The 25,721-nt window shown below is 59.0% G+C and carries 21 protein-coding genes and 7 pseudogenes; 4 read left to right on the forward strand and 24 right to left on the reverse strand.

Translation table 11 applies throughout. From position 1 onward, the window contains the following. The first annotated feature begins 78 nt into the window (after positions 1-78). The gene (locus tag ACSKB8_RS01225; protein WP_438101952.1) at positions 79-339 is read left to right on the forward strand and encodes a hypothetical protein; all 261 of its coding nucleotides are present in this window, start codon (positions 79-81) and stop codon (positions 337-339) included. A gap of 100 nt (positions 340-439) precedes the next feature. Then, a pseudogene (locus ACSKB8_RS01230) lies at positions 440-775 on the forward strand (chloramphenicol acetyltransferase); the annotation flags it as partial. 403 nt (positions 776-1,178) lie between these two features. On the opposite strand, the gene ACSKB8_RS01235 reads toward ACSKB8_RS01230, so the two are convergent. From ACSKB8_RS01235 to ACSKB8_RS01275, 9 genes and pseudogenes are all read right to left on the reverse strand, one after another. After that, positions 1,179-1,802, reverse strand: a complete 624-nt coding sequence (locus ACSKB8_RS01235; protein WP_438110308.1) for an MATE family efflux transporter — start codon at positions 1,800-1,802, stop codon at positions 1,179-1,181. A gap of 9 nt (positions 1,803-1,811) precedes the next feature. After that, a pseudogene (locus tag ACSKB8_RS01240) lies at positions 1,812-2,092 on the reverse strand (MATE family efflux transporter); the annotation flags it as partial. Further along, on the reverse strand, positions 2,043-2,354 hold the full coding sequence (locus tag ACSKB8_RS01245) for a hypothetical protein (RefSeq protein WP_438101954.1): 312 nt from the start codon (positions 2,352-2,354) through the stop codon (positions 2,043-2,045). The pseudogene ACSKB8_RS01240 and the gene ACSKB8_RS01245, both read right to left, overlap by 50 nt. Continuing rightward, a complete protein-coding gene (locus tag ACSKB8_RS01250) occupies positions 2,351-2,542 on the reverse strand; it encodes a hypothetical protein (RefSeq protein ID WP_438101956.1) in 192 nt (63 codons plus the stop codon). The genes ACSKB8_RS01245 and ACSKB8_RS01250 overlap by 4 nt, the downstream gene beginning before the upstream one ends. A gap of 149 nt (positions 2,543-2,691) precedes the next feature. Then, positions 2,692-3,819, reverse strand: a complete 1,128-nt coding sequence (locus ACSKB8_RS01255; RefSeq protein WP_438101958.1) for a condensation domain-containing protein — start codon at positions 3,817-3,819, stop codon at positions 2,692-2,694. 71 nt (positions 3,820-3,890) lie between these two features. Next, positions 3,891-4,529: pseudogene (locus tag ACSKB8_RS01260) on the reverse strand (AMP-binding enzyme); the annotation flags it as partial. Next, the gene (locus ACSKB8_RS01265; protein WP_438101960.1) at positions 4,513-7,050 is read right to left on the reverse strand and encodes a non-ribosomal peptide synthetase; all 2,538 of its coding nucleotides are present in this window, start codon (positions 7,048-7,050) and stop codon (positions 4,513-4,515) included. The gene ACSKB8_RS01265 and the pseudogene ACSKB8_RS01260, both read right to left, overlap by 17 nt. A 4-nt stretch (positions 7,051-7,054) precedes the next feature. Then, positions 7,055-7,354: a hypothetical protein gene (locus ACSKB8_RS01270; RefSeq protein ID WP_438101961.1), complete on the reverse strand. Its 300-nt coding sequence runs from the start codon at positions 7,352-7,354 to the stop codon at positions 7,055-7,057. Then, complete coding sequence (locus ACSKB8_RS01275; RefSeq protein ID WP_438101963.1) at positions 7,341-8,816, reverse strand: amino acid adenylation domain-containing protein; 1,476 nt, start codon at positions 8,814-8,816, stop codon at positions 7,341-7,343. The genes ACSKB8_RS01270 and ACSKB8_RS01275 overlap by 14 nt, the downstream gene beginning before the upstream one ends. A gap of 1,001 nt (positions 8,817-9,817) precedes the next feature. Between ACSKB8_RS01275 and ACSKB8_RS01280 the strand changes: the two genes are divergently transcribed. Beyond that, complete coding sequence (locus ACSKB8_RS01280; RefSeq protein WP_438101965.1) at positions 9,818-10,021, forward strand: hypothetical protein; 204 nt, start codon at positions 9,818-9,820, stop codon at positions 10,019-10,021. A gap of 95 nt (positions 10,022-10,116) precedes the next feature. Continuing rightward, positions 10,117-10,467, forward strand: coding sequence for an adenosylmethionine decarboxylase (gene speD / locus ACSKB8_RS01285; RefSeq protein WP_438101967.1), 351 nt, complete (start codon positions 10,117-10,119; stop codon positions 10,465-10,467). A gap of 1,310 nt (positions 10,468-11,777) precedes the next feature. Here speD and hypE read toward each other — a convergent pair. The 15 genes and pseudogenes from hypE to ACSKB8_RS01360 all read right to left on the reverse strand — a co-directional run bounded on the left by hypE (position 11,778) and on the right by ACSKB8_RS01360 (position 25,259). Then, positions 11,778-12,819: pseudogene (gene hypE, locus ACSKB8_RS01290) on the reverse strand (hydrogenase expression/formation protein HypE). Beyond that, on the reverse strand, positions 12,816-13,958 hold the full coding sequence (hypD, locus tag ACSKB8_RS01295) for a hydrogenase formation protein HypD (protein ID WP_438101969.1): 1,143 nt from the start codon (positions 13,956-13,958) through the stop codon (positions 12,816-12,818). The pseudogene hypE and the gene hypD overlap by 4 nt, the downstream one beginning before the upstream one ends. Continuing rightward, positions 13,955-14,191 (reverse strand): HypC/HybG/HupF family hydrogenase formation chaperone, encoded by a 237-nt coding sequence (locus ACSKB8_RS01300; protein ID WP_438101971.1) that lies wholly within the window; start codon positions 14,189-14,191, stop codon positions 13,955-13,957. The genes hypD and ACSKB8_RS01300 overlap by 4 nt, the downstream gene beginning before the upstream one ends. Next, positions 14,191-16,444 (reverse strand): annotated as a pseudogene (gene hypF, locus ACSKB8_RS01305) (carbamoyltransferase HypF). The gene ACSKB8_RS01300 and the pseudogene hypF overlap by 1 nt, the downstream one beginning before the upstream one ends. Continuing rightward, positions 16,441-17,337, reverse strand: a complete 897-nt coding sequence (hypB, locus tag ACSKB8_RS01310) for a hydrogenase nickel incorporation protein HypB (protein WP_438101973.1) — start codon at positions 17,335-17,337, stop codon at positions 16,441-16,443. Before hypB ends, hypF begins: the two are co-directional and overlap by 4 nt. Next, on the reverse strand, positions 17,337-17,678 hold the full coding sequence (hypA, locus tag ACSKB8_RS01315; protein WP_438101974.1) for a hydrogenase maturation nickel metallochaperone HypA: 342 nt from the start codon (positions 17,676-17,678) through the stop codon (positions 17,337-17,339). The genes hypB and hypA overlap by 1 nt, the downstream gene beginning before the upstream one ends. Further along, entirely contained in the window at positions 17,671-18,765 is a 1,095-nt protein-coding gene (locus tag ACSKB8_RS01320; RefSeq protein WP_438101976.1) for a hypothetical protein, read from the reverse strand. Before ACSKB8_RS01320 ends, hypA begins: the two co-directional genes overlap by 8 nt. Beyond that, the gene (hybE, locus tag ACSKB8_RS01325; protein WP_438101977.1) at positions 18,762-19,259 is read right to left on the reverse strand and encodes a [NiFe]-hydrogenase assembly chaperone HybE; all 498 of its coding nucleotides are present in this window, start codon (positions 19,257-19,259) and stop codon (positions 18,762-18,764) included. Before hybE ends, ACSKB8_RS01320 begins: the two co-directional genes overlap by 4 nt. A gap of 3 nt (positions 19,260-19,262) precedes the next feature. Beyond that, positions 19,263-19,466 (reverse strand): rubredoxin, encoded by a 204-nt coding sequence (locus tag ACSKB8_RS01330; RefSeq protein ID WP_438101979.1) that lies wholly within the window; start codon positions 19,464-19,466, stop codon positions 19,263-19,265. Continuing rightward, positions 19,463-20,314: a hydrogenase expression/formation C-terminal domain-containing protein gene (locus ACSKB8_RS01335; RefSeq protein ID WP_438101981.1), complete on the reverse strand. Its 852-nt coding sequence runs from the start codon at positions 20,312-20,314 to the stop codon at positions 19,463-19,465. The genes ACSKB8_RS01330 and ACSKB8_RS01335 overlap by 4 nt, the downstream gene beginning before the upstream one ends. 357 nt (positions 20,315-20,671) lie before the next feature. Further along, a complete protein-coding gene (locus ACSKB8_RS01340; protein ID WP_438110310.1) occupies positions 20,672-20,974 on the reverse strand; it encodes a HypC/HybG/HupF family hydrogenase formation chaperone in 303 nt (100 codons plus the stop codon). A gap of 30 nt (positions 20,975-21,004) precedes the next feature. Further along, positions 21,005-21,586: a HyaD/HybD family hydrogenase maturation endopeptidase gene (locus ACSKB8_RS01345; protein ID WP_438110312.1), complete on the reverse strand. Its 582-nt coding sequence runs from the start codon at positions 21,584-21,586 to the stop codon at positions 21,005-21,007. An 18-nt stretch (positions 21,587-21,604) separates the two neighbouring features. Then, positions 21,605-22,339, reverse strand: a pseudogene (gene cybH, locus ACSKB8_RS01350) (Ni/Fe-hydrogenase, b-type cytochrome subunit); the annotation flags it as partial. 15 nt (positions 22,340-22,354) lie between these two features. Next, positions 22,355-24,119: pseudogene (locus ACSKB8_RS01355) on the reverse strand (nickel-dependent hydrogenase large subunit). A gap of 48 nt (positions 24,120-24,167) precedes the next feature. Further along, positions 24,168-25,259, reverse strand: a complete 1,092-nt coding sequence (locus tag ACSKB8_RS01360) for a hydrogenase small subunit (RefSeq protein ID WP_438101983.1) — start codon at positions 25,257-25,259, stop codon at positions 24,168-24,170. Between the last annotated feature and the right edge of the window lie 462 nt (positions 25,260-25,721).

The following is a 25,721-nucleotide window of genomic DNA, read 5'->3' on the forward strand; positions in this document are numbered from 1 at the left end:
GCTGGGCCCGCGGCGCCGCACATTTGCCGGCGCCGCCGCCCACCGGCCCGTCTCCGTTTTCGCAAGCCGAGATAGATCATGGACCAGTTCGTCATATTGTGCTTCGCGGTGGTCAACTCCATTGCGCTTCTCGCCCTGATCAGCTTGGGGCTAGCCATCATTTCGTCCAGAAGGGACAGATCGTGGCGGAGCGCAATCCAACTGAACTCCTCGCCGATAGTGTTTTCGACAGGGACTGAGGTCATGCTGGCGGCCTGCGTCCCGGCGATGCTGGATGTCGGCAGTGCCCTGCTGCTTCAGATTCCAGCAAAACAGTATCGACCAGTCCGAAAATCATGATCAACCCGTTCAAAACAAGCGCCCACCGTTCATTTGCAGAGCAGCTATGACCGCCAAATCCCTTTCAGTCCAACCGACCGTCCATCCCGCCGCGCAGCTGAGGCAACATCAGGTCCAGATCGGTCACGATGTCTGGATCGGTCACGGCGTAATCGTACTTCCAGGCCGCAACATCGGCACCGGTGCCGTGGTCGCAGGCGGTGCAATCGTTACCAAAGACGTGCCGGCCTACGCGATCGTGGCGGGCAATCCGGCCCGCCTGGTCAGGCCCCGATTCTCGGAGGAGATCGCCGGGCGGCTCGCCAGGCTTGCGTGGTGGGACTGGGATCACCATCGCCTGCATGCGGCGCTGCAAGATTTCCGCAAGCTAACGATTGAAGATTTTCTAAGCAAGTACGAAGCGGCCGATCTTGCCAGGTTGGATTCTCCGCGTTGATCGCTTCGAGGAAACTGGCTTTTCGGTCATCAGAGGTTGGGGGCATATTCCCTTTGGCCGCTGCCAACCGCTCACCGAGACGGAATCGCGCTTCAAACCCGATTGCGTCGTAAGATCGGCAGCTCCCCCTTGGCGATCAAGACCCGGGGACGAGCTCGTCATGCGGTTTCAGTGACGCCGGTAGGGAGCGGGAGCGCTCGTCGGAGCTCAGCGAACTGGTGGGACATGACAAATAGTGCGATCATGCCGGCGCCCACCTCAGCGATTGCTTGACTGGCCAACACTCCCTTGAAACCCGCTATGACCGGGAACACCAGTACGGCCGGTATGAAGAGATAACCCTGCCTCGCGAAGGACACCACCGCACTGAGGCGTGCTCTCCCGAACGACTGAAGCATCGTCGTCACAAAACTCTCAATGCCAAACAGTCCAAAAAAAGATGGAAGACGATGCAGGTCGAGACGGCAATTTCCGTAACCTTATCGCTATCGCTGAACAGCCTGACCAAAGGTCGCGCAAAGATCACAACAGCCGCAGAATACGCAATGGAAGAAGCGACAGTTATGGAGAGCATGAACTTCGCAGCCTTCAATACGCGTGCAAAGTTGCGTGCCCCCCAGCTGAAACCGAGGATAGCTTGAGAACCTATACAGAAGCCGGTAATAGGCAGTGCGCCGATCGTCAAGATTTGCACGGCTATTCCTACGGCCGCGATGGACTCGTCTCCGAACGGCGCAGCGGCTCTGTTCAAGAGCATAACGGCAATAGCAGATAAAATACTGGTCGCGGACGCCGGCGCCCCAATGAACGCAAGCTGTCTGATTCGGCCCGCCCCCAACGAGACGTGTGACATCCTGACAAGGATCACCCCGCGTATCTTCGCAAAATGAGCAATATAGAGACTAATAGCAGCGATCTGAGATGCCAGCGTAGCGAGGGCTGCGCCTCGCACACCGAGGTCCAGTAGGAATATGAACACCGGATCAAGCACAGCGTTCAGTATGAAGGCAGTAATCATCGTCCACATGCTGAAACGCGTATTGCCTTCGGCTCTGACAATGAATCCATTGACGATGTTTAGTAGCATCAGGGTGTACCCGAACAAAAGCGTCGCGGCGTAATCGACTGCCATGGGCATGATGGTTGGAGTTGCCCGAGGATTACGAAGATCTCTCGTAGGTTTAGAAGCAGAGCGGCGGTGACCGCCATACCGATCGGAACGGCGAGCGCAAGTGCGGTACTCGCATCTCGACTCGCCTCCAGGTCATCACCAGCGCCAAGATGACGAGATATGAGCGACGCCGTTCCAACACCGATCCCCTGTCCGGCTGCTCGCTAGTAGGACCACGATTGGCAGGGCCATGCTGACGGCTGCGATAGCCTGCGCGCCAAGTGCACCCACAAAGATCGCGTTGACGATCTGCTGTAAGGCATTGATCGATAAGCCGACGACAGAGGGAATGGCGAGCCGAAGGATGAGGCGCGAGAGATTGGGGTCCGATAGATCGATGTGCTGCCTTTTCTTTGGCGTCACATCGCGATCGCTCTCGACGACAAATTCCGTATCGGGCTCATTCATGTGAAAGTGTCGCGAGCTCTTCCGAATTCGCCAATCGTCTGCAACAGCTCCTGTTGCAACGCGGTGCAAAGCTCTCGGGTCACCTGGTAACCAACTTGGGTTGAATCATACCTCGCTTCAATCTGCAGATGGCCGGCTTGATATCCGACGTCGAACCAGAAGAGGTGAATCACGGATGCTTCATCCATGTCTTCGCCGATCCATAATCGAGATGGTTCGTTGTCTAGGAGACGGCGTGGAAAATGGCGCTGCACACCAGCTCGATAATTCAATCCAATTCTGGGTAAGGGCAGCCGATCGATCCGGCTCCGCACGGCTGGATCTCGGTTTAGGAATTTCATGGCCCGAAACCCCAATCCCCGCGCGGCAGGGCATTGCGCTGGCGGTATATTGAACGAGCGCGATCGGGACGCTGCTCTGTTCCGGTCAGAATCAAGGGAAGCGGGACGAGCTCGCTGATATGGCCGATGATCTGAGATGGATCGAAATCGTCAAACAGCCGACCTCGGATTGAGGTAAGGCTATCAATCCAGAGCGAGTAGTTGCCGAAAACGCGTCCAAAGGCACCAGATATGGCGGCAAGAAGAACATCAACGTCCTGACAATGTGCCACTCTGGCTGCAATATTGAGGAGATCAGCTGTCGCTTCTTTGTCAAGCTCGAGATGGTACTTGGCCTGATCTTCCCAAAGCGATCGGCTGTTCGCTTCGTCCATGCGACCTTCAAGCCTCGCATTGTGAAGTTCTCTCGCGGTCACTTTCGAGAAGGTCGCGCCGCCTGATGACGTGTCGCTGACGTGAAAATTGAACTGATCGTAGCCAATCCTCTCCCAGTATTTGAGTTCGGCTGGCGCTTCGTTGTTCGCATACTGCTCAAGGCGCTTCCACCATGGAGAGAGCATTTGTATGTTCTCGGGACCACTCACGGTATGACCCGAGGCAACGGCATTGTACGCCGCATCCAATGCTTCCAGGAACAGTCGATAACCTATCCCGTCCGCTGCAAAATGATGCATCAGGACCAGCAAATAGCAATCACCGCTTTTTCCTGTGCGGAACGCCGTGACGTTAACAAGAGGCGTCTGGCCGTCAAACCGAAACATCTGTTGACGTCTTGCTGAGATGCTCTCGATTGTCCTACGCTGCTGTAGGTCGGGCATCCCAACAAGATCGATCTCTTCCACGGGGCGTTCGGCCACGTTAGTTCCAATTGTCAGACGTAGGCCATCGGCAGATCGGGCAATACGGAGACGAAGGCCTTCGTGCCTGTCTATGACATGGGCAAGGGCGCGCTCCAGCGTTCGGACGCTTAGGATGCCGGCGGGCAAAAAGAACAGATCGCCGATGTTGAAATGCTCATCGAAGCGGGCAACACGGTTCCAAGATGAGATTGCGGGCGCGACTGGCAATGAGCCATCCGCGGAGGGGACGGTATGGAGTGTAACCACCGCTTCGTCTGCCGCCAACTCCCTGATGGTCGGTGTTCGATAAGTTGGTCGACAGTGAGATTCAGCCCGGCTTTGCGCGCTAGCGTGACGCATCGCACGGTGAGAAGAGAATTTCCACCGATATCAAAGAAGCTCCGATCGATTCCGACGCACTTGGCGCCGAAGAGATCCTGCCAAATTCCAGCAAGAATACGCTCCTTCCCCGTGCGGGGCTCAGCAGATGGAACTGGCTCGACGTCGCGGTAAGAAATGGACGACAGGCGAAAACGATCTACCTTCCCGTTTGCCGTAAGGGGGATGCTATCAGCCAAACGGAAGGCTGCTGGTATCATGTAGGATGGCAATGTGTGGCGCAGGTGGGTGACGATATCTCCAGAGCTTAGACTGTCGCGAGCCGCAACCACGCTCGCGATCAAGCGACGATGGTTATCCATGCCTTCCGCCACGACCGCGGCCTTTGTGATTGCCGGATGAGACTGAAGGGCTGCCTCAACCTCCTCCAACTCGATGCGAAAGCCCCGTACTTTGACCTGGTTGTCCGATCGGCCGCAAATCTCGAGCACGCCGCTGGTTGAGATGCGTGCGATATCGCCACTTCGATATAGGACGCTGTATTGGCCGTCATCATACGGATTCGGCACGAAACAGCAGCTGGTCCGATCTTGATCCCGCCAGTACCCGGCAGACACGCAGCGTCCGGCGATGCAGAGTTCACCGGAAGCCCCCACAGGGACTCTGATTCAGCTGGGCATCGAGCACGTAGAGTTTGACGTTGTCGATTGGGCGTCCAACGGGAACAAGCGACGAGGCGTCGTAGACATCCGATGTTTCGTAGACAGCTGCATTCGATGCACATTCCGTCGCACCATAGAAGTTCCACAACGGAACGCCCGGAAAATACGCACGCCAGCGAACGGGGAGCGAAGGAGGCATCGGTTCAGCGCTGCTTGTGACCAGCCGTAAGGCGGTCGGTCGCCAGTGCCGTTCTTGGGAAGCAATGACACCGGACAGTAGGGGCGGCGAGGAAAATAAACGTGTCGCGCGATGTCTCACCAACGCGCATAGCAACAGATCTGGATCCAGCAACTGCTCTTGGGTTAGGATCAGCGTCTGCACGCCCTTCAGAAGCCCTCCAAAGTACTCCCAAGCGGACGCAACGAGTGATGCGGACTTCTGGATAACCATAACGTCGGTGGTGTCGAAGGGAAAGCGTCGCCACATCCAATTCAATCGATTGAGAATTGCTGATTCCGGTATAAGAACCCCCTTCGGCTTCCCGGTTGAGGACGACGTGTATATAAGGCTTGCAATTCCCGGATGATCTGATGGTTTGTCGCTACACTCACAATCGTGAGCGGGCACGCTGGATCGTTCTAGGGTCAATAGACAGACCGACGACACGTCGAAGCCGAGTTCAGCGGGATTTGCGTGAACTAAAAGTTTAGCCTGACTATCTCGCAAGATGTTCTCGATCCGATCACGCGGATAATCGGGCGATATAGGGACAACAATGGCCTGCAAGGCTCGTGCAGCAAGAATAACAGCGGCCACGTCGGGCGACCGGTCGACCAGCATGGCGATCATATCGCCGGCCCCGACGTCCGAAGCTCGTAGCAGCGATCTGATAACTGTTACGCGATCCCGCAGGTCGCCGAATGTGATCTCGCCGAAATCGCCAAAATATGCCACCCGGCTTCGATTAGACACGCTGATTTGCTCGAACGCGTCGACAAGCGAACATTCAGCCTCATATGGCTGCGCCGAGCCATTCAGCGAGTCCAGCATCATGACGTCTGACGAGCTGAGGCAGCTCAGATCTTTAATGGGCGCGAGCGAGTTCTCAATGCAGGCTGCAATCAGGCAGCGCAGATTGTCGGCCATGCGGACGATCAGATCGCTTGAAAATATGTCTTCCGCATACGCTAGCTGGAGAGCAATTTCTTCGCCCTGATCTTGGGCGTACAATGTCAGATCGAATTTTACGTAGCCAGTCTCATACTCGCGGAATGTGAGATTCAACCCATCTTGGCCAGGCGGCTCCGTGGCCTCGGAGTACATGTTGAACATGACCTGGAAAATCGGTGATCGCCCCGCTTCGCGATATAGACGGGCATCCCTTACCATCCAGCCGAATGGATATGCTGAATTTGCGATTGCGTCGCTGACCAGGCCCTGGATGCGCAAGGCATGAACCGCAAAGGACTGGCCGACATCGATCGCGGCGCGGATTGGCAGCATATTCAGGAAAAAGCCAACAATTTCGGTGCTGCCAGGTTGATCCCTTACGACGTGCGGTATGCCAACGATAATATCGTCCTGACCACTATACATCCGCAGCAGCAGCTTGAAGCATGCAAGTAGCGTTGCCGACGTGGTGCACCCATGTTGGCGTGCAAACTCCCGTACCTGCTTGGAGAGCTCGCTGCCAAGCAGGACCGCATGGGAGTCGCCGCGGTAGGAAGTTGTTTTCGGCCGCGCTCGTCCGCTTCCAAGCGAAAGAACCGGCGGATCATCACCAATCTGACGACGCCAATAGCTACGTTGGTTGGCAAGCGACTCCGGAGTAATCTGTTGTGTTTCCCAGACCGCGTAGGCCGAGAGAGACACGCGGTTCTCTGGCAAGAATGCGGCGGCCTCGACATACCTTTGTCGAAGGTCCCTGAGCAAGACGGATATCGACCAGGCATCGATGATGATTTCGTGAGCGGTGATCAGTATGAGATGGTTGTCTGGGCTAAAACGGATCATGCGCGCGCGAAACAGATGGCCTTGATTGAGATCAAAGCTGCCGTTCAGCTCTTTTCGCCGTAACTGTGCGATCAGCTCCTCAGCTTCCTGAGCCGTGAGATGATCTGCGTCAGTCAATTCAAGACTTGCGTATTGCGGAGTATCGAAAAGCTGAACCGGACCGTCCTCGTCGATGAAGCGTGCCGAAAGTGCCTGATGGGATTGAACGACATCGATCCACGCGCGATTGAACGCGGCCAGATCGATGATGCCCTTTATTCGCAGGCCTCCTTGAATGATGTAGTTCCTGGCGGAAGGGTCGAGCTGCGAGAGAAACCATAAGTGCTCCTGAACACGCGTCAGGGACGAACGCGTAAGCTGACCGCACGTCGGGGCTGTGCACGGTTTCGAGTCGACTCGGGCCGCGATCGATGCTGCGAGCGATCGGATCGTTCCATTCACAACCAGCCTGAAATCCGTTCTTACACCGAGCAGAGTTCGGAGCTGACCCAATATGAGCATTGCCTTAAGAGAGTTCTCCGCCGAGGCTTATGAAGTCGTCATTCACGCCAATTTTCTCGATACGCAGAATGCCGGACCAAATTTGACACAGCTGGGCCTCAAGCTCTGTTTGCGGCTCCTCGAATGGCGTCGGCAATGCAGGGCGAATACTGGTCGGGTCCGGCAACGCTCCAAAATCGACTTTTCCGTTCCTCGTCAGTGGAATACTGCCGATGTGGATGATTCTTTCTGGGACCATGTAGGTAGGAAGCGCTTCGGCAAGAAAGTTCTGGAGCTCGCCTTCCCCGACTTCAGCCGGAGCCAATACATACGCGATGAGTTCGCCTCGATCCTGTTTCCCCTTCGGTCCTGGCTATGTCTCTCGCCGTAAGCTTTACGCCTGCGCAGACGGAGGCGACCGCGACGGCGCCGCGCACCAATTGATGAGCGGAGAGGCGGGCCTCGATTTCTCCCAGCTCAATTCTGTGCCCGCGAATTTTGACCTGACGGTCCCGTCGACCGAGACATTCCAAGAGGCCATCGGAACGAACGCGCCCGAGATCACCTGTCCTGTATAGGCGCTGGAACGAAGGGGCGTTTGAGAACGGGTTTGGCCCAAAGCACTCTTTGGTGCGGTCCTGGTCGTTGACATAACCAGCAGCGACACCAACGCCGCTAACACAGATTTCGCCGACCTCTCCCGTGTTGCACAGCCGCGATCCGTCCGCGACATAAACTTCAAGGTTAGAAATCGGTTTGCCGATTGGCACATAAGTGTCGGCTAGCGCAGGCGGGATGGAAAGCAAATGATGCGTAACACCGTCCGCGCACTCAGTCGGCCCGTAGTGGTTGAGAATGGGAATCCTAGGATATAAGGCAAGCCACGCGCGCACCAGTCCGGGTGTAAGAGGTTCGCCGACGGTAGAAATAATCCGCAAACTGTCCAGTTCTCGCTCAGCCGGCGCAAGCGACTGCAGATATTCAACAAATACTGCAAGCATCGACGGAACGAATTGAACAACCGTTACGCGGTATCCTTGAAGTGCTTGGAGAAGATATACTGGTGATCTCACCGTCGCATCGTCAATGAGTGCAATACAGCCTCCGACGCAAAGTCCTGCCAGAAGCTGCCACAGCGAGATGTCAAAGCAGTGCGACGCCGTTTGCGCGACGCAATCCGTCCGAGTGAGGGTTAGAGCGTCAATCTTTGCCATCAAATGATTGTTTAAGGCCGAGCGCTCGATCATTGCGCCCTTGGGTCGGCCCGTCGAACCAGACGTAAACAGAACGTAGGCAAGTCCATCGTCGCTCGATGATGGCACAAGAGACGAAGTTTGGACCTCGCGCAGCGCCGCCCCTATTGCGACGAATTGCGTGATGGCCTTGCTGCCGGCCGGGAAAAGGCTAAGCGAATCCAGCTGATCTGGGCCAATAATCAGAGCGCAGCGACTTTGCTCGATCATGAATGATGTACGGGACGCCGGTAACGATGGATCGAGCGGCAGGTACGTTGATCCCGCCTTCAAAATTGCGACTACCGCCGTCGCCCAGTCGAGATCTCGATTACCCCAATAGCCGACCACCGCGCCGTGAGTGCCATGCTCTCGCAACGTCCTTGCGAGGGCATCCGATCTTAATCCCAGCGCCTTGTAGGTGAGTGCGTCGGCGCCGTACCTCAGCGCAACCCTCTCCGGATCCGACCTTGCAAGGCAATCGATCGCAATGATCGGGTCGATGTGTTGATGTTCCACAAGCAGATCTTCGCCTGACCGATTTTCTGTAGGCATACGCCTCCCGCCATTCGTCGCCCTGTGCGGCTCTTAAATCAGAAGACCGAGGATCCTGAACGGGGCGTACATTGCGTAGCCACCCTGCTTCTGCCAGTCATAGCGTGCCGTTTTGCCGGTTTTGTTATCTTCTCGTCCTTTGCGTCCACATTTTCCTCGATGATCAGAAGGGGAACAGGGTGGGACGTTAGGGACCCAAGTTGGTGTTAGCACCTACCGGATCTTGTAGTAGACACGCGATGGTCCGCTGGACCCGCAAATCAGCGCGCCCGGAGATTCGTTCCGGGTTGTCATTTCTTATATTTGTAGGTACCTGCACTATGGCTTGGTGGTCTTGGCGTGAAAGGCAAACTTGATGCTCGACGGGCTGCAGTTTGCCTGCGGCCGCAAGCGATGACTTCGACTGTGCCAGTACCAAGGCTGAGGCGCGTGATCCTTTTCCGCGAGGCCTGTGTTGGTTGCGTAGTCGTTGAGAGACAGTCGTTAAGCGCTCGAACATTTGCTCCCTTCGCAATACGATAGCTATGGCCAGCATGACAAATCGCGCCGGCGGAGCCATCTACGGCGGGGTGGTCCGTGGTGTCTGCCGATGTTCGCATTCGTGTCGCGTCGGTGCCGCTTAGCTTTCACGAAATGCATGCTCGACTATTCCTTTTGCGCGTCAAAGCAGCTTCCGTCTGGTCGCCTACAGCAGAACCGGTACAAATGATATTGCGGCAAGTCCGCTTAGCACTACGACGAGGCCGGAGCCGGAGTGTTATTATCGCGCGTGCGTGGTAAGCTGCGTTGCGTGAGTGATCGATGGTGACGATTTCCCCACGAGCCGAGCTTCGATAGCCGCGGCGTAGCCGGCTCGAGCACTGTGCGGGTAGACGGGCCCAGCGTCCAGACCGGCTCCGTTCTCAGTGATACCGATTGGCTTTCACAGTTTCGTAGGTGAGATCGAAATTCTGAAGGCCAATAAAAGTCCTTCTGCTGCAGCGAGAGGGCGGATTCTCGCTATGCAGCATACTGTCGGACGCTACAGAGTGATTGTCAGCTTTAAGACCATTGTCGACAACTCGACACTTGCAGCCGGTATGAATAACCGGAAATTCCTCAATTTCCAGCGGCACGCCGCTTGCTTCATTCGCGACGCCATCACTGATGCCAGCTCGTCACCTTCTCTTCTAAATCCCGAACAGCTCAGCTTAATGGGCCGATAGTTCAATGGAGATTTCTTAGTGACTATTGTTAGCAAGAAGAATGCCCTTGATAACAGAAGGATGCCCCAGCGGCTTCGTCCTCCGGTGCAACGCATATGATTGTCGACCTGTGGGGAGCGAAGAATCTCGACGATCCGACCATTGCGGAAGATGCAATCCGAAAGGCCATCCGTGCGGCGAGGGCGACGTTACTCCACCTTCATGTTCATAAATTCTGTCCGGGGCACGGCGTCTCCGCTATAGCCTTGTTGGCCGAATCGCACATTGCGTTGCATACTTGGCCTGAGAGGTCCTACGCGGCCGCTGATATCTTCGTATGTGGCAACAGCGATCCTGGGAGCGCCCTGCCGATTCTAGTTGAGGCCTTTCAGCCCGAGCAATCTGACGTTCGCCGCTTCCGCCGATGTGTGTGTCAATCAAGCCAACGCGTTGAAACAGATAGTTGATCTCTGGAATAGCCGCGAGCGCACGGCCGCGCAAGCGAACACAGCTTGGTGTCCGCCGTCGTTCTCAATCTTGAGGCCGATATCGCCGATGACGCTCCGAGATAGATCCGCAGCGTCTTGGGGACTTGTTGGCCCTCTTGAAGTGATGGTGTTGACGGGCCCCGCACGCGACATCTCGGTGCCAACGTGGCTGCAATCGCCAGTATTATCTGTATTATCGACGCCGGTGCTCATGGTGGATAGCCGCATTTTATCGGCTATCTGATTGCGGCGATCGTTCACGAGCATCCGGATCGCGCAGCGCCGCTTTGGTCGGCAAGGTTTCAGCGCTCTCCGCAGCACCGTTGCGGAACCATCAGCGGGAGTGCGATCTGCACTGTTCCAAAGCGTAGACGGGATTATATCGCAATAAGCGTCTGCGCCTGATGCGCTGGGCTATAGCTCGAGAACTGGCAACTACCCAGATATCCCCAGATACGCCCAGCAATAAACGTTTTGTCGACCCGTTTCCCGTTCCAGACCGATCCCGCGGAGCGACGATCGCGCTTGCCTCCGTTGGAGACTACGAGCACAATAACAAACAAGCGACAATAGCGCATGGACACACTTGTCCGACCTAATTTCTCTAAGCTAACTGATCCAACCTGCGTCTTATGATCTTGGCCAATCGAACTAACCACCGTTTGCCGAGCCTAACCGGAAGCCACAACGCGCCGAACGATACGTTGACTTCAAGTGAAGACAAAGGCGAGCAGGCTCGAGCAGAGCAGCGCAAGGCCCGTCATGGTCAGCGCCAGCAGATGATTGGAAATAAGGTCACAAATGCTCGATTATACAGCCCTCGCTTGCACAGCAAGAGGGATAGCGCGCGGTCGGGGCTTCCGGTCGACGCCTGTACATCAATCATTACTCGAATCCGGCGCAAATAATCCTGCAGTTTCTACGAAGACATGCGGTTATCCGGCGTGATCCGGGACGGGCTTGCCGTCTTGCGGCGCGAGCAAAGAAAATCGATGCTGAGGAGCATGCAGCAGCTCTCCAATATAACATCGAGCCTTTGCGGGCCAATATTATTCAGCCTTCATTCAACGCAGAATGCTATGAGCTTTGTAATCACGATGCAGCTTCTGGAATAACTCTTCGAATGCGTAGGCTCCTACTTCTCATTGCGGCATTTGCAATCATGTTGGCGGCACGGGGCCGGCACCAAGACGCTTTCGTGCCGCGCGCGACCGAATCCATGCCGCGAGTCAACGTGCCTTAGTCGATTCTGTGCGACCGCGACGTTGCGATCTTTGCATGCCCGAGGCTCAGCAGATACGTGGTATTTGCTCGCCCGACAGCCAATCGACGATGCAGCCCCCGCCAAAACTGGTCGCCATCTGCACGAAGTGATGGTCATCCGCGATCGCCTCGCCGATGTCGGCGGCATCGTGGCCGAGCGGATGCGCCTGCATGGCAGAGAGCACGGCATTGGCGACGTCGGGCGACACGACCGCAACCAGCTTGCCTTCATTGGCAACGTGGAGCGGATCAAGTCCCAAGAGCTCGCAGGCAGCCGCCACGCCCGGTTTCACCGGAATCGCCTCTTCCTGCAAGCGAAAGCCCAGCTCCGAGTGCTCGGCAATCTCGTTGAGTGTTGCGGCAAGCCCGCCGCGGGTCGGATCACGCATGAGGCGGATGCCGCCGCCGCCGGCCTGCACCATCTTCGCGACGAGATCGTGGAGCGAGGCCGAATCTGAGACGATCTCGGTTTCAAAAGCCAGGTTCTGCCGCTTGGATATGATGGCGATTCCGATGATCGCCGAGCGTGCCAGAGATCAGCACGCGGTCCCCGACGCGCGCGTTTTCTGCGGAGAGATCGAGCCCGTTAGGGATCACACCGACGCCAGCTGTCGTGATAAATAGGCGGTCGGCTTTGCCGCGTTCGACCACCTTGGTATCGCCGGTGATGATGTGGACACCGGCCGATCGTGCCGCTTCCCCCATGGATTCGGCGATCATCTTGAGGTCGGAGAAGAGAAACCCCTCCTCGATAATGAAACTCGCGGACAGGTAAAGCGGTCGCGCTCCGGCCATCGCGATGTCGTTGACCGTTCCGTGCACGGCCAGCGAACCGATATTCCCGCCCGGGAAGAATATTGGCGAGACGACGTAGCCATCGGTCGTCATCACCATGCGCCCGGCGCGGACATCGAAGGCCGATTGATCATTGCCGCGCGCCAGCCATTCATTGCCGAAAGCCTCGTGGAAGAGTCCCGATATCAGCTGCGTCATCGCACGGCCGCCGGAGCCGTGAGACAGGTCGATGCAGCCGTTCTCGACGTCGAGCTTGCGCTGATGGCCTCTCATGAGGCTCGCCTCTGTCTGTGATGGCGGAAACGGCCATAGGTCCAATGCGCGGCGCAGGCGCCTTCCGAGGAAACCATGCAGGATCCCATCGGCGTTTCCGGTGTGCAGAGCGTCCCGAACAGCTGGCAATCCACCGGCTTTTTTACGCCGCGCAGGATGGCGCCACATTCACAAGCCCGATTGTCGGCAGCGCAAAGCTCTTGCATATCGAAGCGCATCTCCGCGTCATATATGGCGTAAGCGCGCTTCAGCTTCAACCCGCTATAGGGGACTTGACCGAGTCCGCGCCATTCGAACCGGTCTCGCAGCTCGAACACGTCGGAAATCTCCTTCTTGGCGCGCAGATTGCCGTCGCGGGTCACCGCGCGGCGATACTGGTTTTCCACTTCATGGCGACGTTCATTGATTTGCCGGACCAGCATCAGGATAGACTGCATCATGTCGAGCGGCTCGAAACCGGAGATCACGACCGCCTTTTTGAACTCCTCTGCGAAGACCTCGTAAGCCTCCGTGCCGATGATGGTTGAGACATGGGCCGGCCCTACGAAACCGTCGATCTCGACCTGGCCATTATCGCGGATATCGGAGCCTTCCAGAATGTTCTTCATCGCCGGCGGCGTCAGCACGTGGTTGCAGAAGACGCTGAAGTTCGAAAGCTGCTTCTTTTCGACCAGACGTACCATGATGGCCGTCGGCGCCGTCGTGGTCTCGAAGCCGATGGCGAAGAACACGACCTCGCGCGAGGGATTCTCCTCTGCGATCGCGATGGCATCCATGCTGGAATACACCATGCGGATATCAGCGCCGCGGGCCTTTGCCTTTAGCAGCGAGATGCCTTGCGAACCCGGCACGCGCAACAGGTCACCGTAGACGCACAGGATGATCTCGCGCCGCGTCGCGAGACGGATTGCCATATCGATACGCCCCGCCGGCAGCACGCAGACCGGGCATCCCGGACCGTGGATCAGCCGAACGTTGGTCGGCAGCACGTCCTCGAGACCATAGCGCGAGATCGCATGCGTATGGCCGCCGCAGAATTCCATAAAGCGATAGGGTTTTGCCTTATCGGTCTCGGCGCGGATCGCTTTCGCCAACCCCAACGCGATCTCCTTGTCGCGAAACTCGTCGGCGTATTTCATTGCATGGGCCCTTGTTCATCGGCGCTGAGCTCGCGCAACAAGTCCAATGTCCGTCTGGCCTCCTCAGGATCGATCTTGGCGAGAGCATAGCCGACATGAATGATCACGTAGTCACCGACGGCGAGATCCTCGATCAGGGCGACCGAAATCTTCTTGCTGACACCGTCCATGGAGATGACAGCCATTTCGTCTGGCAAGATTTTTGTCACCTCTGCTGGTATAGCGAGACACATCAGACGGCTCCCTGGCCGTTGTGTTCCAAGCGGAGCGCGGCAATCCAGGCTTGCCCCAGGCTTAGGCCTCCGTCATTCGGTGGCACCTGGCGGGGTAGCAGCGGCGCGAGATGCGCGGCGAGGCAGCCCCGCTCAATCTCGGCACACAGGATCGCGTTGAGGAAGCAGCCGCCGCTCAAGGCCACGATCGGTATACCGGTCTGCTGCGCCGCGCGAACGATCCATTCGACGCAGGCGGCGGCAAACGTGCCATGGAAGAGCTCAGCGCCTTCGGTCGGCTCCAGCCCGTTGCTCGCCAGCCTTTCGAGCAACGGGAAGAGTGAGAGAACGCCATTCTCGACGACCCAGCCGTCCTGCGCAACACGGGGCTGGCGAACACGTGCTTCCAGCTTCATCGCGGCCTCGCCTTCGTAGCTCTGCACCGCGGAAAGCCCGAGCAGCCCTGCCGCCGCATCGAACAGCCGTCCAGCGCTCGTTGTCGCCGGCAAGTCGCGCCGATCGAGCAAAGCAGAGAGATGCCTTGCATGCGGCTGCGCCGCAAAGCGGCGCGAAATGTCCTCGCCGCGGTGCAGGCTATGTAACACGCTCGCAGCCATCCGCCACGGCTCGCGCGCTGCGCGGTCCCCGCCGGGCATCTTGAGCGGTGCGAGATGACCCAGACGCCGGAAGTGCGCGCGCTCGCACAGCAGCAGTTCGCCTCCCCAATTGCCGCCGTCGCTGCCATAGCCGGATCCGTCGAGCACCAGCGCCAGCATCGGCCCTTCGATACCGTGTTCCGCCATCACGGAGGCCGCATGGGCGTGGTGATGCTGGACCGCGACCGGCCTTGTCCCGCTCGCTTCGGCGAAGCGGGACGAAGCCGAAGTTCGGATGCAGGTCACGGGCCACGACGACCGGCTTGACATCCAGCGTGGTAAGCAGATGCCCCACCGTTTCCTCGAAGAAGCGGATCCCTTCCGCAGTATCGAGATCGCCGATGTGCTGGGAGACGAAGGCCTCGTTGCCGCGCGTAACCGTCACGGTCGACTTGAGGGCGCCGCCAACCGCAAGGATCGACGGCACGGATCGCGCGAGGCGGACCGGTTCGGGGACGTAACCGCGGGCGCGACGGATGAACTGCGTGCGGCCCGTCACGACCGATACGACGGAATCGTCGGCGCGAGTGACGATGTCGCGGTCATGGGTGACGACGAGATCGGCGATGCCGGCAAGCCGTCGCGTGGCCTGATCGTTGTCGATCAGAAGCGGCTCGCCGCCGAGATTGCCGCTTGTTGTGACGATCGCCCAGCTTTCGGCGTCTCGCGGATGGCCCACATTCAGCGCATCGAAGATCAGATGGTGCAACGGCGCAACCGGGAGCATGACGCCGACCCGCGACAGCTCCGGCGCGATCGCAAACGCGAGACGATGACGCGACGTCATCAGCACAATCGGGCGTGCTAACGTCTGAAGCAGCGCCTGCTCGGCAGCATCGGCTGCGGCGATCTCGGTAACCGCGTCCAGCGATCCGACCATGACGGCGAAGGGCTTTTGATCGCGCTGCTTGCGCTGCCGCAGGCGCTCTACGGCCTCGTCGTCGCGGGCATCACAGATGAGCTGATAGCCGCCGAGTCCTTTGATCGCGACAATCATGCCCTTGGCAATGGCGGCGGCGATATCCGGGACGGCATGGCTAAGTCTCGGGCCGCATCGTGGGCAGGCAATCGTCTCGGCGTGAAACCGGCGGCTGGCGGGATCGGCATATTCCGCGGCGCAGGCCTCACACATCACAAAGCGCTTCATTGCCGTGGCCGCGCGGTCATAGGGGAGCTGCTCGGCGATGGTGTAGCGTGGACCGCAATGGGTGCAGTTGACGAAGGGATAAAGGTGGAAGCGGCTGGCCGGATCGAACAGCTCACCCAGACACTCCGGGCAGGTTGCAGCGTCGGCGACGATCCGCGTCGACACCCTGCCCTGCTCGCTGGCGCGGATGCAGAACTCCTCGCTCGCCACTGCGCTGATCGGCTGCACCGAAATCTTGTCGATCCGCGCCAGCGGCGGCTTTTCAAGGGGCAGTGCGGTCACGAAATCGGATGCGCGCTCGCCCTCGACCTCGATGACGACGCCATGCGGATCATTGGCGACGAAGCCGCCGAGACGGTAGCGCATGGCGAGACGGTAGATGTAGGGACGAAAGCCGACGCCCTGCACGGCGCCACGCACATGCAGGCGCAGCCGCCGTCCGTACGGCGCTGAGGCTTCGCCGACCGTCATTCTACCGCAGTCCTTGCGGCCGGTTTCGCTCTGAACGCCTGCTTGCGGATCCAGTCATAGAAACCCGGAAGCCCTTCGCCTGTGCGCGCCGACACCGTCAGGACCTCGATTTTGGAGTTGACCCGATGGGCATATTCGACGGTTCTGGCGAGATCGAAATCGAGTACCGTCGCGAGATCGATCTTGTTGATCAGCATTAGCGATGAGGCCGCGAACATATCAGGATATTTCAGCGGCTTGTCCTCACCCTCGGCAGTCGAGAATACGACGATCTTGCAGGCTTCGCCGAGATCGAACGCCGCGGGACAAACGAGATTGCCGACGTTCTCGATAAAGAGAATGCCACCGCCCAGCCAAGGCAGCCGCTCATAGGCCTCACCGACCAAGGCAGCATCGAGATGACAGCCCTTTCCGGTATTGACCTGAATGGCCGGCAGGCCTGTGGCGCGAATGCGCTCCGCGTCGCGGGAGGTCTGCTGATCACCTTCGATCACGCCGATCGGAAAGCTGCCCTTCAACTCGGACACGGCGCGGACCAACAGCGACGTCTTACCAGCACCCGGGCTCGAGACAAGGTTGAAGGCAAGCACTTCGTCGGCGCGGAAGCGGGCGCGGTTGTCGGCGGCGAGACGATCGTTCTTGCCAAGAATGTCGCGCTCGACCTGGATGATACGGTCACTGCTCATGCGGGCTATCTGCTGATCCGCCGGATTCGTGCTGCAATCAAGAGGTCCGACGTTGTCACGCATATGAGCGCTGGCTTGATGATCGTGACGATGACCGTGCTCGCCACCATGATGGGGATGAATGACGTCGTTGCCATGCTTATGATCGTGATCATGCGCATGCTCGACGATGGTCTTCCCGTCACTGCAACCGCAAGCCGTACACATTAGTCGACCTCCAATTCCTTCACGCGCATTTCCTCACCGCCAGTCACCTGCAGTTGGTAGCTGCCGCAGGATGGACATGGCTCGTAACGTTGCCTGATCTTGGCGCTCTTCGAACAGGCCATGCACCACGCGATCCCGGGCATCTCGAAGATCTCGAGCCTTGCACCTTGCGCAATGGTCCGCGCGGCAACAGCCTCAAAGCAGAATCTCATCGCTTCCGGTGCGACGTGACCGAGCACGCCGATCTCGAGGCAGACGGCCTTCACCTTCGAGAACGGACGGTTGCGCGCCTCCTCCTCGACGATCCCGATGATGCCCTCGCATAGCGCCATTTCATGCATGGCGGACCTCGCGGAAGGTCAGATTGAAGCCGACGCAAGGGTCAAACGACCCGACGAGGGTACGAACCGCGACCTCTCCGGGCCGGCCGGCGGCGAGCAGTGAGCCCTTGAGGCTCCGGACCAGTGGTCCGCGGGCGTGAAAATTCCATTCGGTTGGCGCCAAGTATTCGAAGCGCACGATACGGTCGTCGTCGTCGAGCTCGACGGCATGGTAAAGCCGGCCGCGTGCAGATTCGACCGCGGCCGCCCCCCGCCGTGGGCCGAGGCCATAGCTTGCGATAACGCCGCCTTCAAACTCCCGCTCGCCGTCATCGAGCCAGGCCAAGAGACGAGCCACTTCGGCGATCCGGGCCTTGAGGCGCCCGGCTGGACCTGAGTGCGGCGGCAGCATCGGCGCGCGGTCGGCCCTGCGTGCCCAGACGCCGGTCTCCGGAATCCGACCGTGAAGTTCGGGCGCGTCGGAAAAGCTCACGCCCTCGGTGAGCAACTTGACAACGACGTCCAGGTCGTCAGCAGCCGACAGGAATGATTGCTCTGCGGCCGGAAGTGACAACGCCTTACCATTTAAGTTCGCGAGATGCGCAGCCAGTGCACTGCCTGGCCGAGGAGGTTGATCTTCACGAATGATCCCGAGCGCACTCAGCGCGGAGCTGATCTGCGACACCGCCTCACGCCCCGCTATTCCCCATGCGCCTTCGCTGGCAACACCGGCAAGAATGGTGACTGCTTGCATCAGGACGCGCACGGCCACGGCGCTGGTGCCGTCGGACGCAAGCCGCCCTACGAACAGGCCTCGTAACAATTCAGCCAATCGTTCCGCGATGACCACCATGACGCGGCGCTGCACCGTATCTGCAGCGGCGCCTTCACCCCGCGCAGCTTCGACCGCCGACAGATAGGCCACCTGGTGGGCGACCGAGCAAAGCGAGAACAGCCGGGGCAGCACCGAGCGCAGCGACGAGGCCGGCTTGCCCGCAAACAGGCGTATAACGGGCGGCCGGCTGCGTGGCAAGATCGCGACGTCGGCGATGGTGCGCCCGGCGAGCCACACTGTGATGTCGATCTCGTTGCGAAAAACCAAGCTCATGCGCGCAGCTCCGTCAGGACACCGCGCAGGAAGTTACGCCCTACGATCCGACCTATCGCGGGCGCACGGCAACAGACGGCTTCCTCACAGTCGGCCGGCAGGCTCAGCTCGGCCCGCCCACCCTCCGCCGCCCGCGCGACGGCCAAGTCCGCATAGTCGAACATCGGGGAGAACAGCGAGCAGCTCGCGATAAGCGCGACCTCGCTGAGCGCGAGCTCGATGGTTCCGGTCGGCAGATGCACGAGCAGGCTCGATCCGGAAGCTGCACGTGTGATCTCATCCCGCGGCATTACGGCGTTCGTGTAACCGGGCGCCACCATGATGCCAATGATAGTAGTGCTGAACGGGCGGAAGCCGACCGCCTCCACACCCAGTGCGTCATAGCGGATCGATGCATCGCGCATCGCGCGCAGGCCGGTCGCGCGATAGGCGTCAGCAACTCGCTCGCGCCGGGGATCGGCGTCAGCCGTGAGCGTTTGCGTGTCAGGCACCATGACTCAGATCGCCATAAATTTCGATTTCGAGGCATCGCAATTCGGGCAGCGCCAATCCTCCGGCAGCGCGGAAAACGGCGTGCCGGGCGCGATCCGCGCCACATCATCGCCATTGACGGGATCGTAAACGATCCAGCAGATGCCGCACTCTAGCCGCGTGACTTCAGTGACATTCTGGCGCAAGCCAACATTCTCGAATCCGCTCATTTGAAATAGGCCTCGATGATCTCCGTGAGTCGTTCGGCTGAGTCCTCGAAATCCTCATCGGCCGCGACCGCAACCGTCGGCACACCGCCGATCTCGATCGTGTCGAGGATGATCGCGTCCATCGCATTGAAGAACTGCACCGACCAGACATTGCGGATTCCGGTCGCAAGCACGCGGCAGGTGCCGTAACCGCGCGAGACGAGCTGGATTGGTCCGTTTCTGATCGTCTCATGCAGGAAGCTTAAGTCGACCGGACTCATCGGCAGAAGCGTGAAATTGATGATCTGCGAGGGGATACCGGGCCGCCAGGCGAGCGCATGCTCGCGTATCTCGGCTAGCACCGGCAGCACGTTCATGGCGCCCTCCGGCGGCCGGCTGATCTCAATGTCCGCGGCTGTCAGGTCCGTGGCCGCGCGCTTGATGATCTCCGGAATCGCGCCGACCTCAAGATATTCGTGCAGAGTGTCGGTCTTGATCCGCACACGCCAGAGGCCTGCAAGCGCCGCTTCCTGGATCTGCACCACCGATCCATCCGGCAGGGCGACGAGGCCGGTCACCTCGCCTTCGCCGATCACGTCAGCGACGAGCTTGCGTTCGAGAGCTTCCAGATCGCCAAGCCGGAACAACCGCGTCGGCGCGTCTGCCTTCTGGCTCGCGATGGCGTCAGCCATCTTCGACAGGAGCTCGACCCCATTCGAGCAGCTCTTCGCGAGCTCGGCACTGTCGAGCATTGCAAGTTTTGCCAAGGCGCCAGCGGCGCTCCGGGCGCCAGCAGCCGCATCGGGATTCATCTGGGCCCAAATTGGCTGCTCCTTGTCTTCAGCCGTTGTCCGGAAACTCGTCTTCATGGCCCGATATCCTGTGACCTTTGGTATGTGACGACGGTTGCTACGACTGCGTCGCGGGGGCGGCTGATCGGCGTCGACGTGCGGTCGATCGCACCCGCCTCACCGGGCGCGGCTTGAGAACGACCGGCGGGGCTCTTATCGAGCACGGAAGGGCTGCGTCGTGAGAGATCCGGCGTCCCGTGCTCAAATTCCATCAATCCTCCAGATCTGAGCCAGATTAGTTATGCTACGAAGCTCTCGAGATGGAACATTCGCGCTCATGAACAGCTGACAGTTTGGATCAGAGCTTGTTTTGGAGCTTCGCTGGTCGTTTCACCAGTACTTGTCACGCGGTCTGTCATGGAATGTCGAAGCTGGTCAGGCCTTGTGGAGCCGGAGATGCTCAGGCAATGTCGGCTCGCGGTCGATCAGGTCGGCGAAGAAGCGATCGCAATCCTCGCCGTTGATCGCTGCGCCGATGGCTTCAATAGCATTGCCAATTTGCTGCGCTTCCTCATCATCCAAAAGGCGGATCGCAGTGTCGACATGGACAAGTACCTTGGTGCGGGGAGACGGACTGGAGAGCAAGAGCACCGAGACACGCCGCCGTTTGCCGCGAAATTCGCAAAGCGCAGAGATACCGTCGGTTTCGATAATCGTCATTGGCAAACCAAGACACATCTGCCATGTCTCCGACACCTTGATGGCCATTCAGGTCCGCACTCTCATCTCGTAATGCAGGTGATCGATACCATTGGCGAGCAACCACTCGGATTCCCGTAACGGTGTGCTGCGCGGCGTCACCTGAATTCCCCACGCTGCTAAAATGGAGCTGGCAAGCTCGACCGCAGGGTCGATCTGATTACGCACGGCCGGTGTCAGGGGCCCACCCCAGTCCTCGAGATCAAGCGGCTGGCAGCCGATCAACACGAGATGTTTCGGGCAATGTCCGAGCAGGTCACATGCACTGACAACTTCCTGAAAACCGGTATGATGTAGGCTCATCTTCCTAACGCCGGTGAAGCGTGGCACGTCCTCGTCGCGCACGAGCTTCAACTGTCCAGGCTCCAGGCCATAATCGATCGCGTCGAATACGATCACGCAGTCAGATTCCTGAAGATAATTCACAAGCTGGAGCCCCTGCGTGCCCCCGTCCAGGATGATGACGTTATGGGGCACGGCATAGCGGCGATGAAATTCTTCCACCGCTCGCACCCCAAAGCCTTCATCTGCCCAAAGAATATTACCGATTCCGAGCACCAGGACACGCCTTGACTGTAAACATGTCGGCATAAGCCTGCTGCCCTCCGGGTCCCGGCACTGACGCGCACCCGAGATCATGGAGGAGATGATGCCCTCGCGCGTCATGACGTCTTCGCGAACGACGGCGTAAATGTGGAACATCAAAAATATGATCAGCCCCCACATGCCAAGATGGTGCCAAGTGCGCACATCCTGGCTGTTGGGCCAGATCGCGAACACCTGGCCAAACAGCTGGTGCTGCCAGCTGTCGATCCCGGCGCCTTCCGAATAGAGGGCAAAGCCCGTGACGATCATGAAGGCCCCCATCAACGTAAAGCCCGTGAAAATCGCGGTCTGCGCCAGCGGATTGTAGCCGCCATACATCTTCGGCTCTCGCTCCAGGAAGGCGTACCAGCGGATCTCGTGCAGCATCCCCTTCCAGAACTGCTTGCGATGCACCGGAACGTAGAATATCTGCCGGGAGTGGTAGTTCCCGGCCAACGCCCACAGGATGCGCGCAAGGAAGAACACTGCAAGCACCTGCGCCGCCGCGAGATGGGCAAACCGGATGTCGCCCATCACGAAGTTTTCGGACGCCGCGACCGTCGGCAGCGGCGTGCCAATCAGATAACCGCTCACAATAAGCACCAGGATCGTCAACGCATTCACCCAGTGGCAGATCCGCACCGGCGCTTCGTAGACATAGACGGTGGGCTGAGCGGCGGCGTGTTCGCCGGCGGCATCGACCGCGATTGCGGCGGGAGCCGGCTCGGTTTCTGCCGGATGCGCTACGACATCAATCATGGCGTTCCTCCCTCATTACCTGACCTTGGCGGTTGCCATTTCTTGGCCTTCGGGGCTCATCACGTGGGTCGAGCACGCGAGGCAGGGATCGAAGGAGTGGATCGTGCGCAGGATCTCCAAAGGCTTTTCCGGGTCCGCCATCGGCGTATCCATTAGCGACGCTTCAAAGGCGCCGCCGTTGCCGTTGGGATCCCTTGGCGACCCATTCCAGGTGGTTGGCACCACACACTGGTAGTTGTCGATCTTGGTCTCCTTGATCTTGATCCAGTGCGCGAGCGCGCCGCGAGGCGCCTCGGTGAAGCCGTAGCCCTTGGCCTCCTTCGGCCAGCTCTCCGGCTTCCACTTGTTGGTATTGGCAGTCGAGGAGTCGCCGGCTTTGATGCGCGCGACCAGCTTGTCTTGGAAGTAGCGCATCTGGTGCGCCGCCCATTCGCATTCCAACGCGCGTGCCGCGGTGCGGCCGAGCGTGGAAAACAATGCGGAAACCGGCAGGCCTAGCGTCTTGAGCAACTTTTCGGCCGGTTCCTTGAATTCCGGCTTGTTCTGTGCGCAGCCGATGATGTAGCGCGCCAGTGGCCCGACCTCGACGGCATTTCCGCGCCATCGCGGAGCCTTGATCCAGGAGTACTTGCCGCCTTCGTCGAGCTCCTTGATGTCCGTCTTGGTGCCCTTGGCATTCGGACCAAGCACGTAATTCGGTTCGGTGATGCCGTCCCAGGGATGCCGGCCCCTGGAACTCGTCAGCATATTTGTACCAGGAGTGAGTGACGAACTCCTGTATCTGCTCGGAATCGGCATGGTCGACGGGCAGCACCTCGTTGAGATTGCCGTTGATGATCACGCCGCGCGGCAGTTTCAGGTTCTTCGCAGAATAGTCGTTGGCGTCCTCCGGAATGTCGCCATAGGCCATCACGCTTCTGCCAGAGAGCCCGCCGCCATAGAGCCAGTCCTTGTAAAACGAGCCGATCGCAACGATGTCGGGCAGGTAGACCTTTTCGGTGAACTCGATGCAGCGATCGATGACAGAGGAGACGAGGTTCAGCCGCTCCATGTTGATGGCGCCCACCGCGCCGGTGCCATCGATATTGATTGCGCAGGGCACGCCTCCGACCAGCCAGTTCGGATGGGGGTTCTTGCCGCCATAGACGGCGTGAATCTTGACGATGTCCTTCTGAAAATCGAGCGCCTCCAAATAATGCGCAACCACCATCAGATTCGCTTCGGGCGGCAGCTTATAGGCGGCGTGGCCCCAATAGCCGTTTTTGAACGGTCCGAGCTGACCGGACTCGACGAACCTCGTCAGCCGGATCAGGAGGTCCTTGAAATAGCCGGGAGAGGACAACGGCCAGGACGAGATCGATTGCGCCAGCGCCGAGGTCGCCTTCGGATCAGCCTTCAGCGCCGAGACCACATCAACCCAGTCCAGGGCATGAAGGTGGTAGAAATGCACCAGATGATCGTGCACCTGGAGACAGAGCTGCATGATGTTTCGGATCGAGTTGGCATTCTCCGGAATAGAGATGCTTAGCGCGTTCTCGACCGCACGAACCGAGGTGAGCGCATGCGTTCCGGTGCAGACGCCGCAGATCCGCTCGGTGAAGGCCCAGGCGTCGCGCGGATCGCGGCCCTTCAGAATGATCTCGATGCCCCGCCACATCGTGCCCGAGGAGACCGCATTGCGGATTACGTTGTCGGAGTCGACATTGACCTCGACCCGCATGTGCCCCTCGATCCGGGTCAGCGGATCGACGACAATACGCTTGCCAGAATTTTTAGGCATGACGTCTTTGGATGTGCGGAGGCCCACTCTTGTCTTACCTCAGAACGCTCAGTGGCTTCGGTTCGCATCTTTACGTTTGCCGGCGAGGCGCTTCAGCGCCGTCACCGTCGCATGTGCCGCGACCACTGCGCCGACCGCGCCTGCCGCCGCCATGCCGATCTGATCGGCATTCTTCTCAATTCCGTACTGCTTGATGTTGGTCAGGCGATCGTAGAACGAGCCCTTGTCCCAGAAGCCATCTTCTGAGCAGCCGATGCAGCCGTTGCCCGACTGGATCGGAAACGAGATACCGCCGTTCCAGCGCACCGACGAACAGGCGTTGTATGTGGTCGGCCCCTTACAGCCTATCTTGTATAGGCAATATCCTTTGCGTGCAGCCTCATCGTCCCAATCCTCGACGAACTGGCCTGCGTCGAAATGCGCCCGTCGGTAGCATTTGTCGTGAATGCGCTGCGAGTAGAACATCTTCGGCCGACCGTGCCGGTCGAGCTCGGGGCACTTACCAAAGGTCGTAATGAAGGTCACCACGCCCGTCATCACTTCCGCGATCGGCGGGCAACCCGGTACCTTGATGATCGGCTTGCTGGTGATAACTTTGTCGATGGGCGTTGCCTGCGTCGGATTGGGCGCTGCCGCTTGAACGCAACCCCATGAAGCGCAGGAGCCCCAGGCGATGATGGCCATCGCATCCTCGGCCATCATCCTCAACTTCTTTACGAACGGCTTGCCACCCTGGATGCAGAACATGCCGCCCTCGTTCAGCGGCGGATTGCCCTCCACCGCGAGCAGATACTGCCCCTTATATTTGGCGCGGGTCTCTTCGAGGATCGCTTCGGCCTGATGGCCAGCAGCGGCCATGATGGTGTCGTCATAATCGAGCGAGATCATGGACAGCATCGTATCCTTCACCAGGGGATGGGCTGAGCGGATGAAGCTCTCGGAACAGCATGTGCATTCGAGCCCGTGCATCCAGATCACCGGTATGCGTGGCTTTGTTTCGAGCGCATTTGCAATTCGGCTCGCCGCCAGAGGCCCTAGCCCGAGGCTCGTCGCCGTCAGGCTGCAGAATTTATGAAAGTTTCGACGGGTGATGCCTTGCCGCCTGATCACCCCATAAAACGTTTCCGTCGTCGCGGCCATGAGCCTCCCCACCGACTGTGCCGGTTGATGAGTTATCGATGACGAGAACAGCAAGAAACAGGCCAATGGATCCGTGCGTTCACAAATGGAGAATTCGGCAGGATTCCGATCGACCATAATCCCGCGACGACGTTGGAATCGTGACAAACCGGCACAGCAATTGGCAATTGGCCGACTCCGAGCATTGGTTCTACGCGGTGCAGACATTGCAAACGATGCAAGGATATCTTGGCGCAGGAACGTCGGACTCTTCCGTATCAATAGCGGCTTCGCTTCACGTCCCTTGGTCTCAAATTGGGCGGTTGAGCGTACGTGTGGAGCAGGACCTCAGGCGCCCGAAAGCTGTGACGGTTTTTCGACAACAATCTGGCCTTGGCGATGCGAACTGGTATCGCCCTCGGCGTGTCGTTGATATATGCGCTTGCCGACTGCGCCCGCGCTGCGGGACTTCGCGATCGATGT

This window comes from Bradyrhizobium sp. BR 1432, from assembly GCF_051547705.1.
In the GTDB taxonomy this organism is placed as follows: Bacteria; Pseudomonadota; Alphaproteobacteria; order Rhizobiales; family Xanthobacteraceae; genus Bradyrhizobium; species Bradyrhizobium zhanjiangense.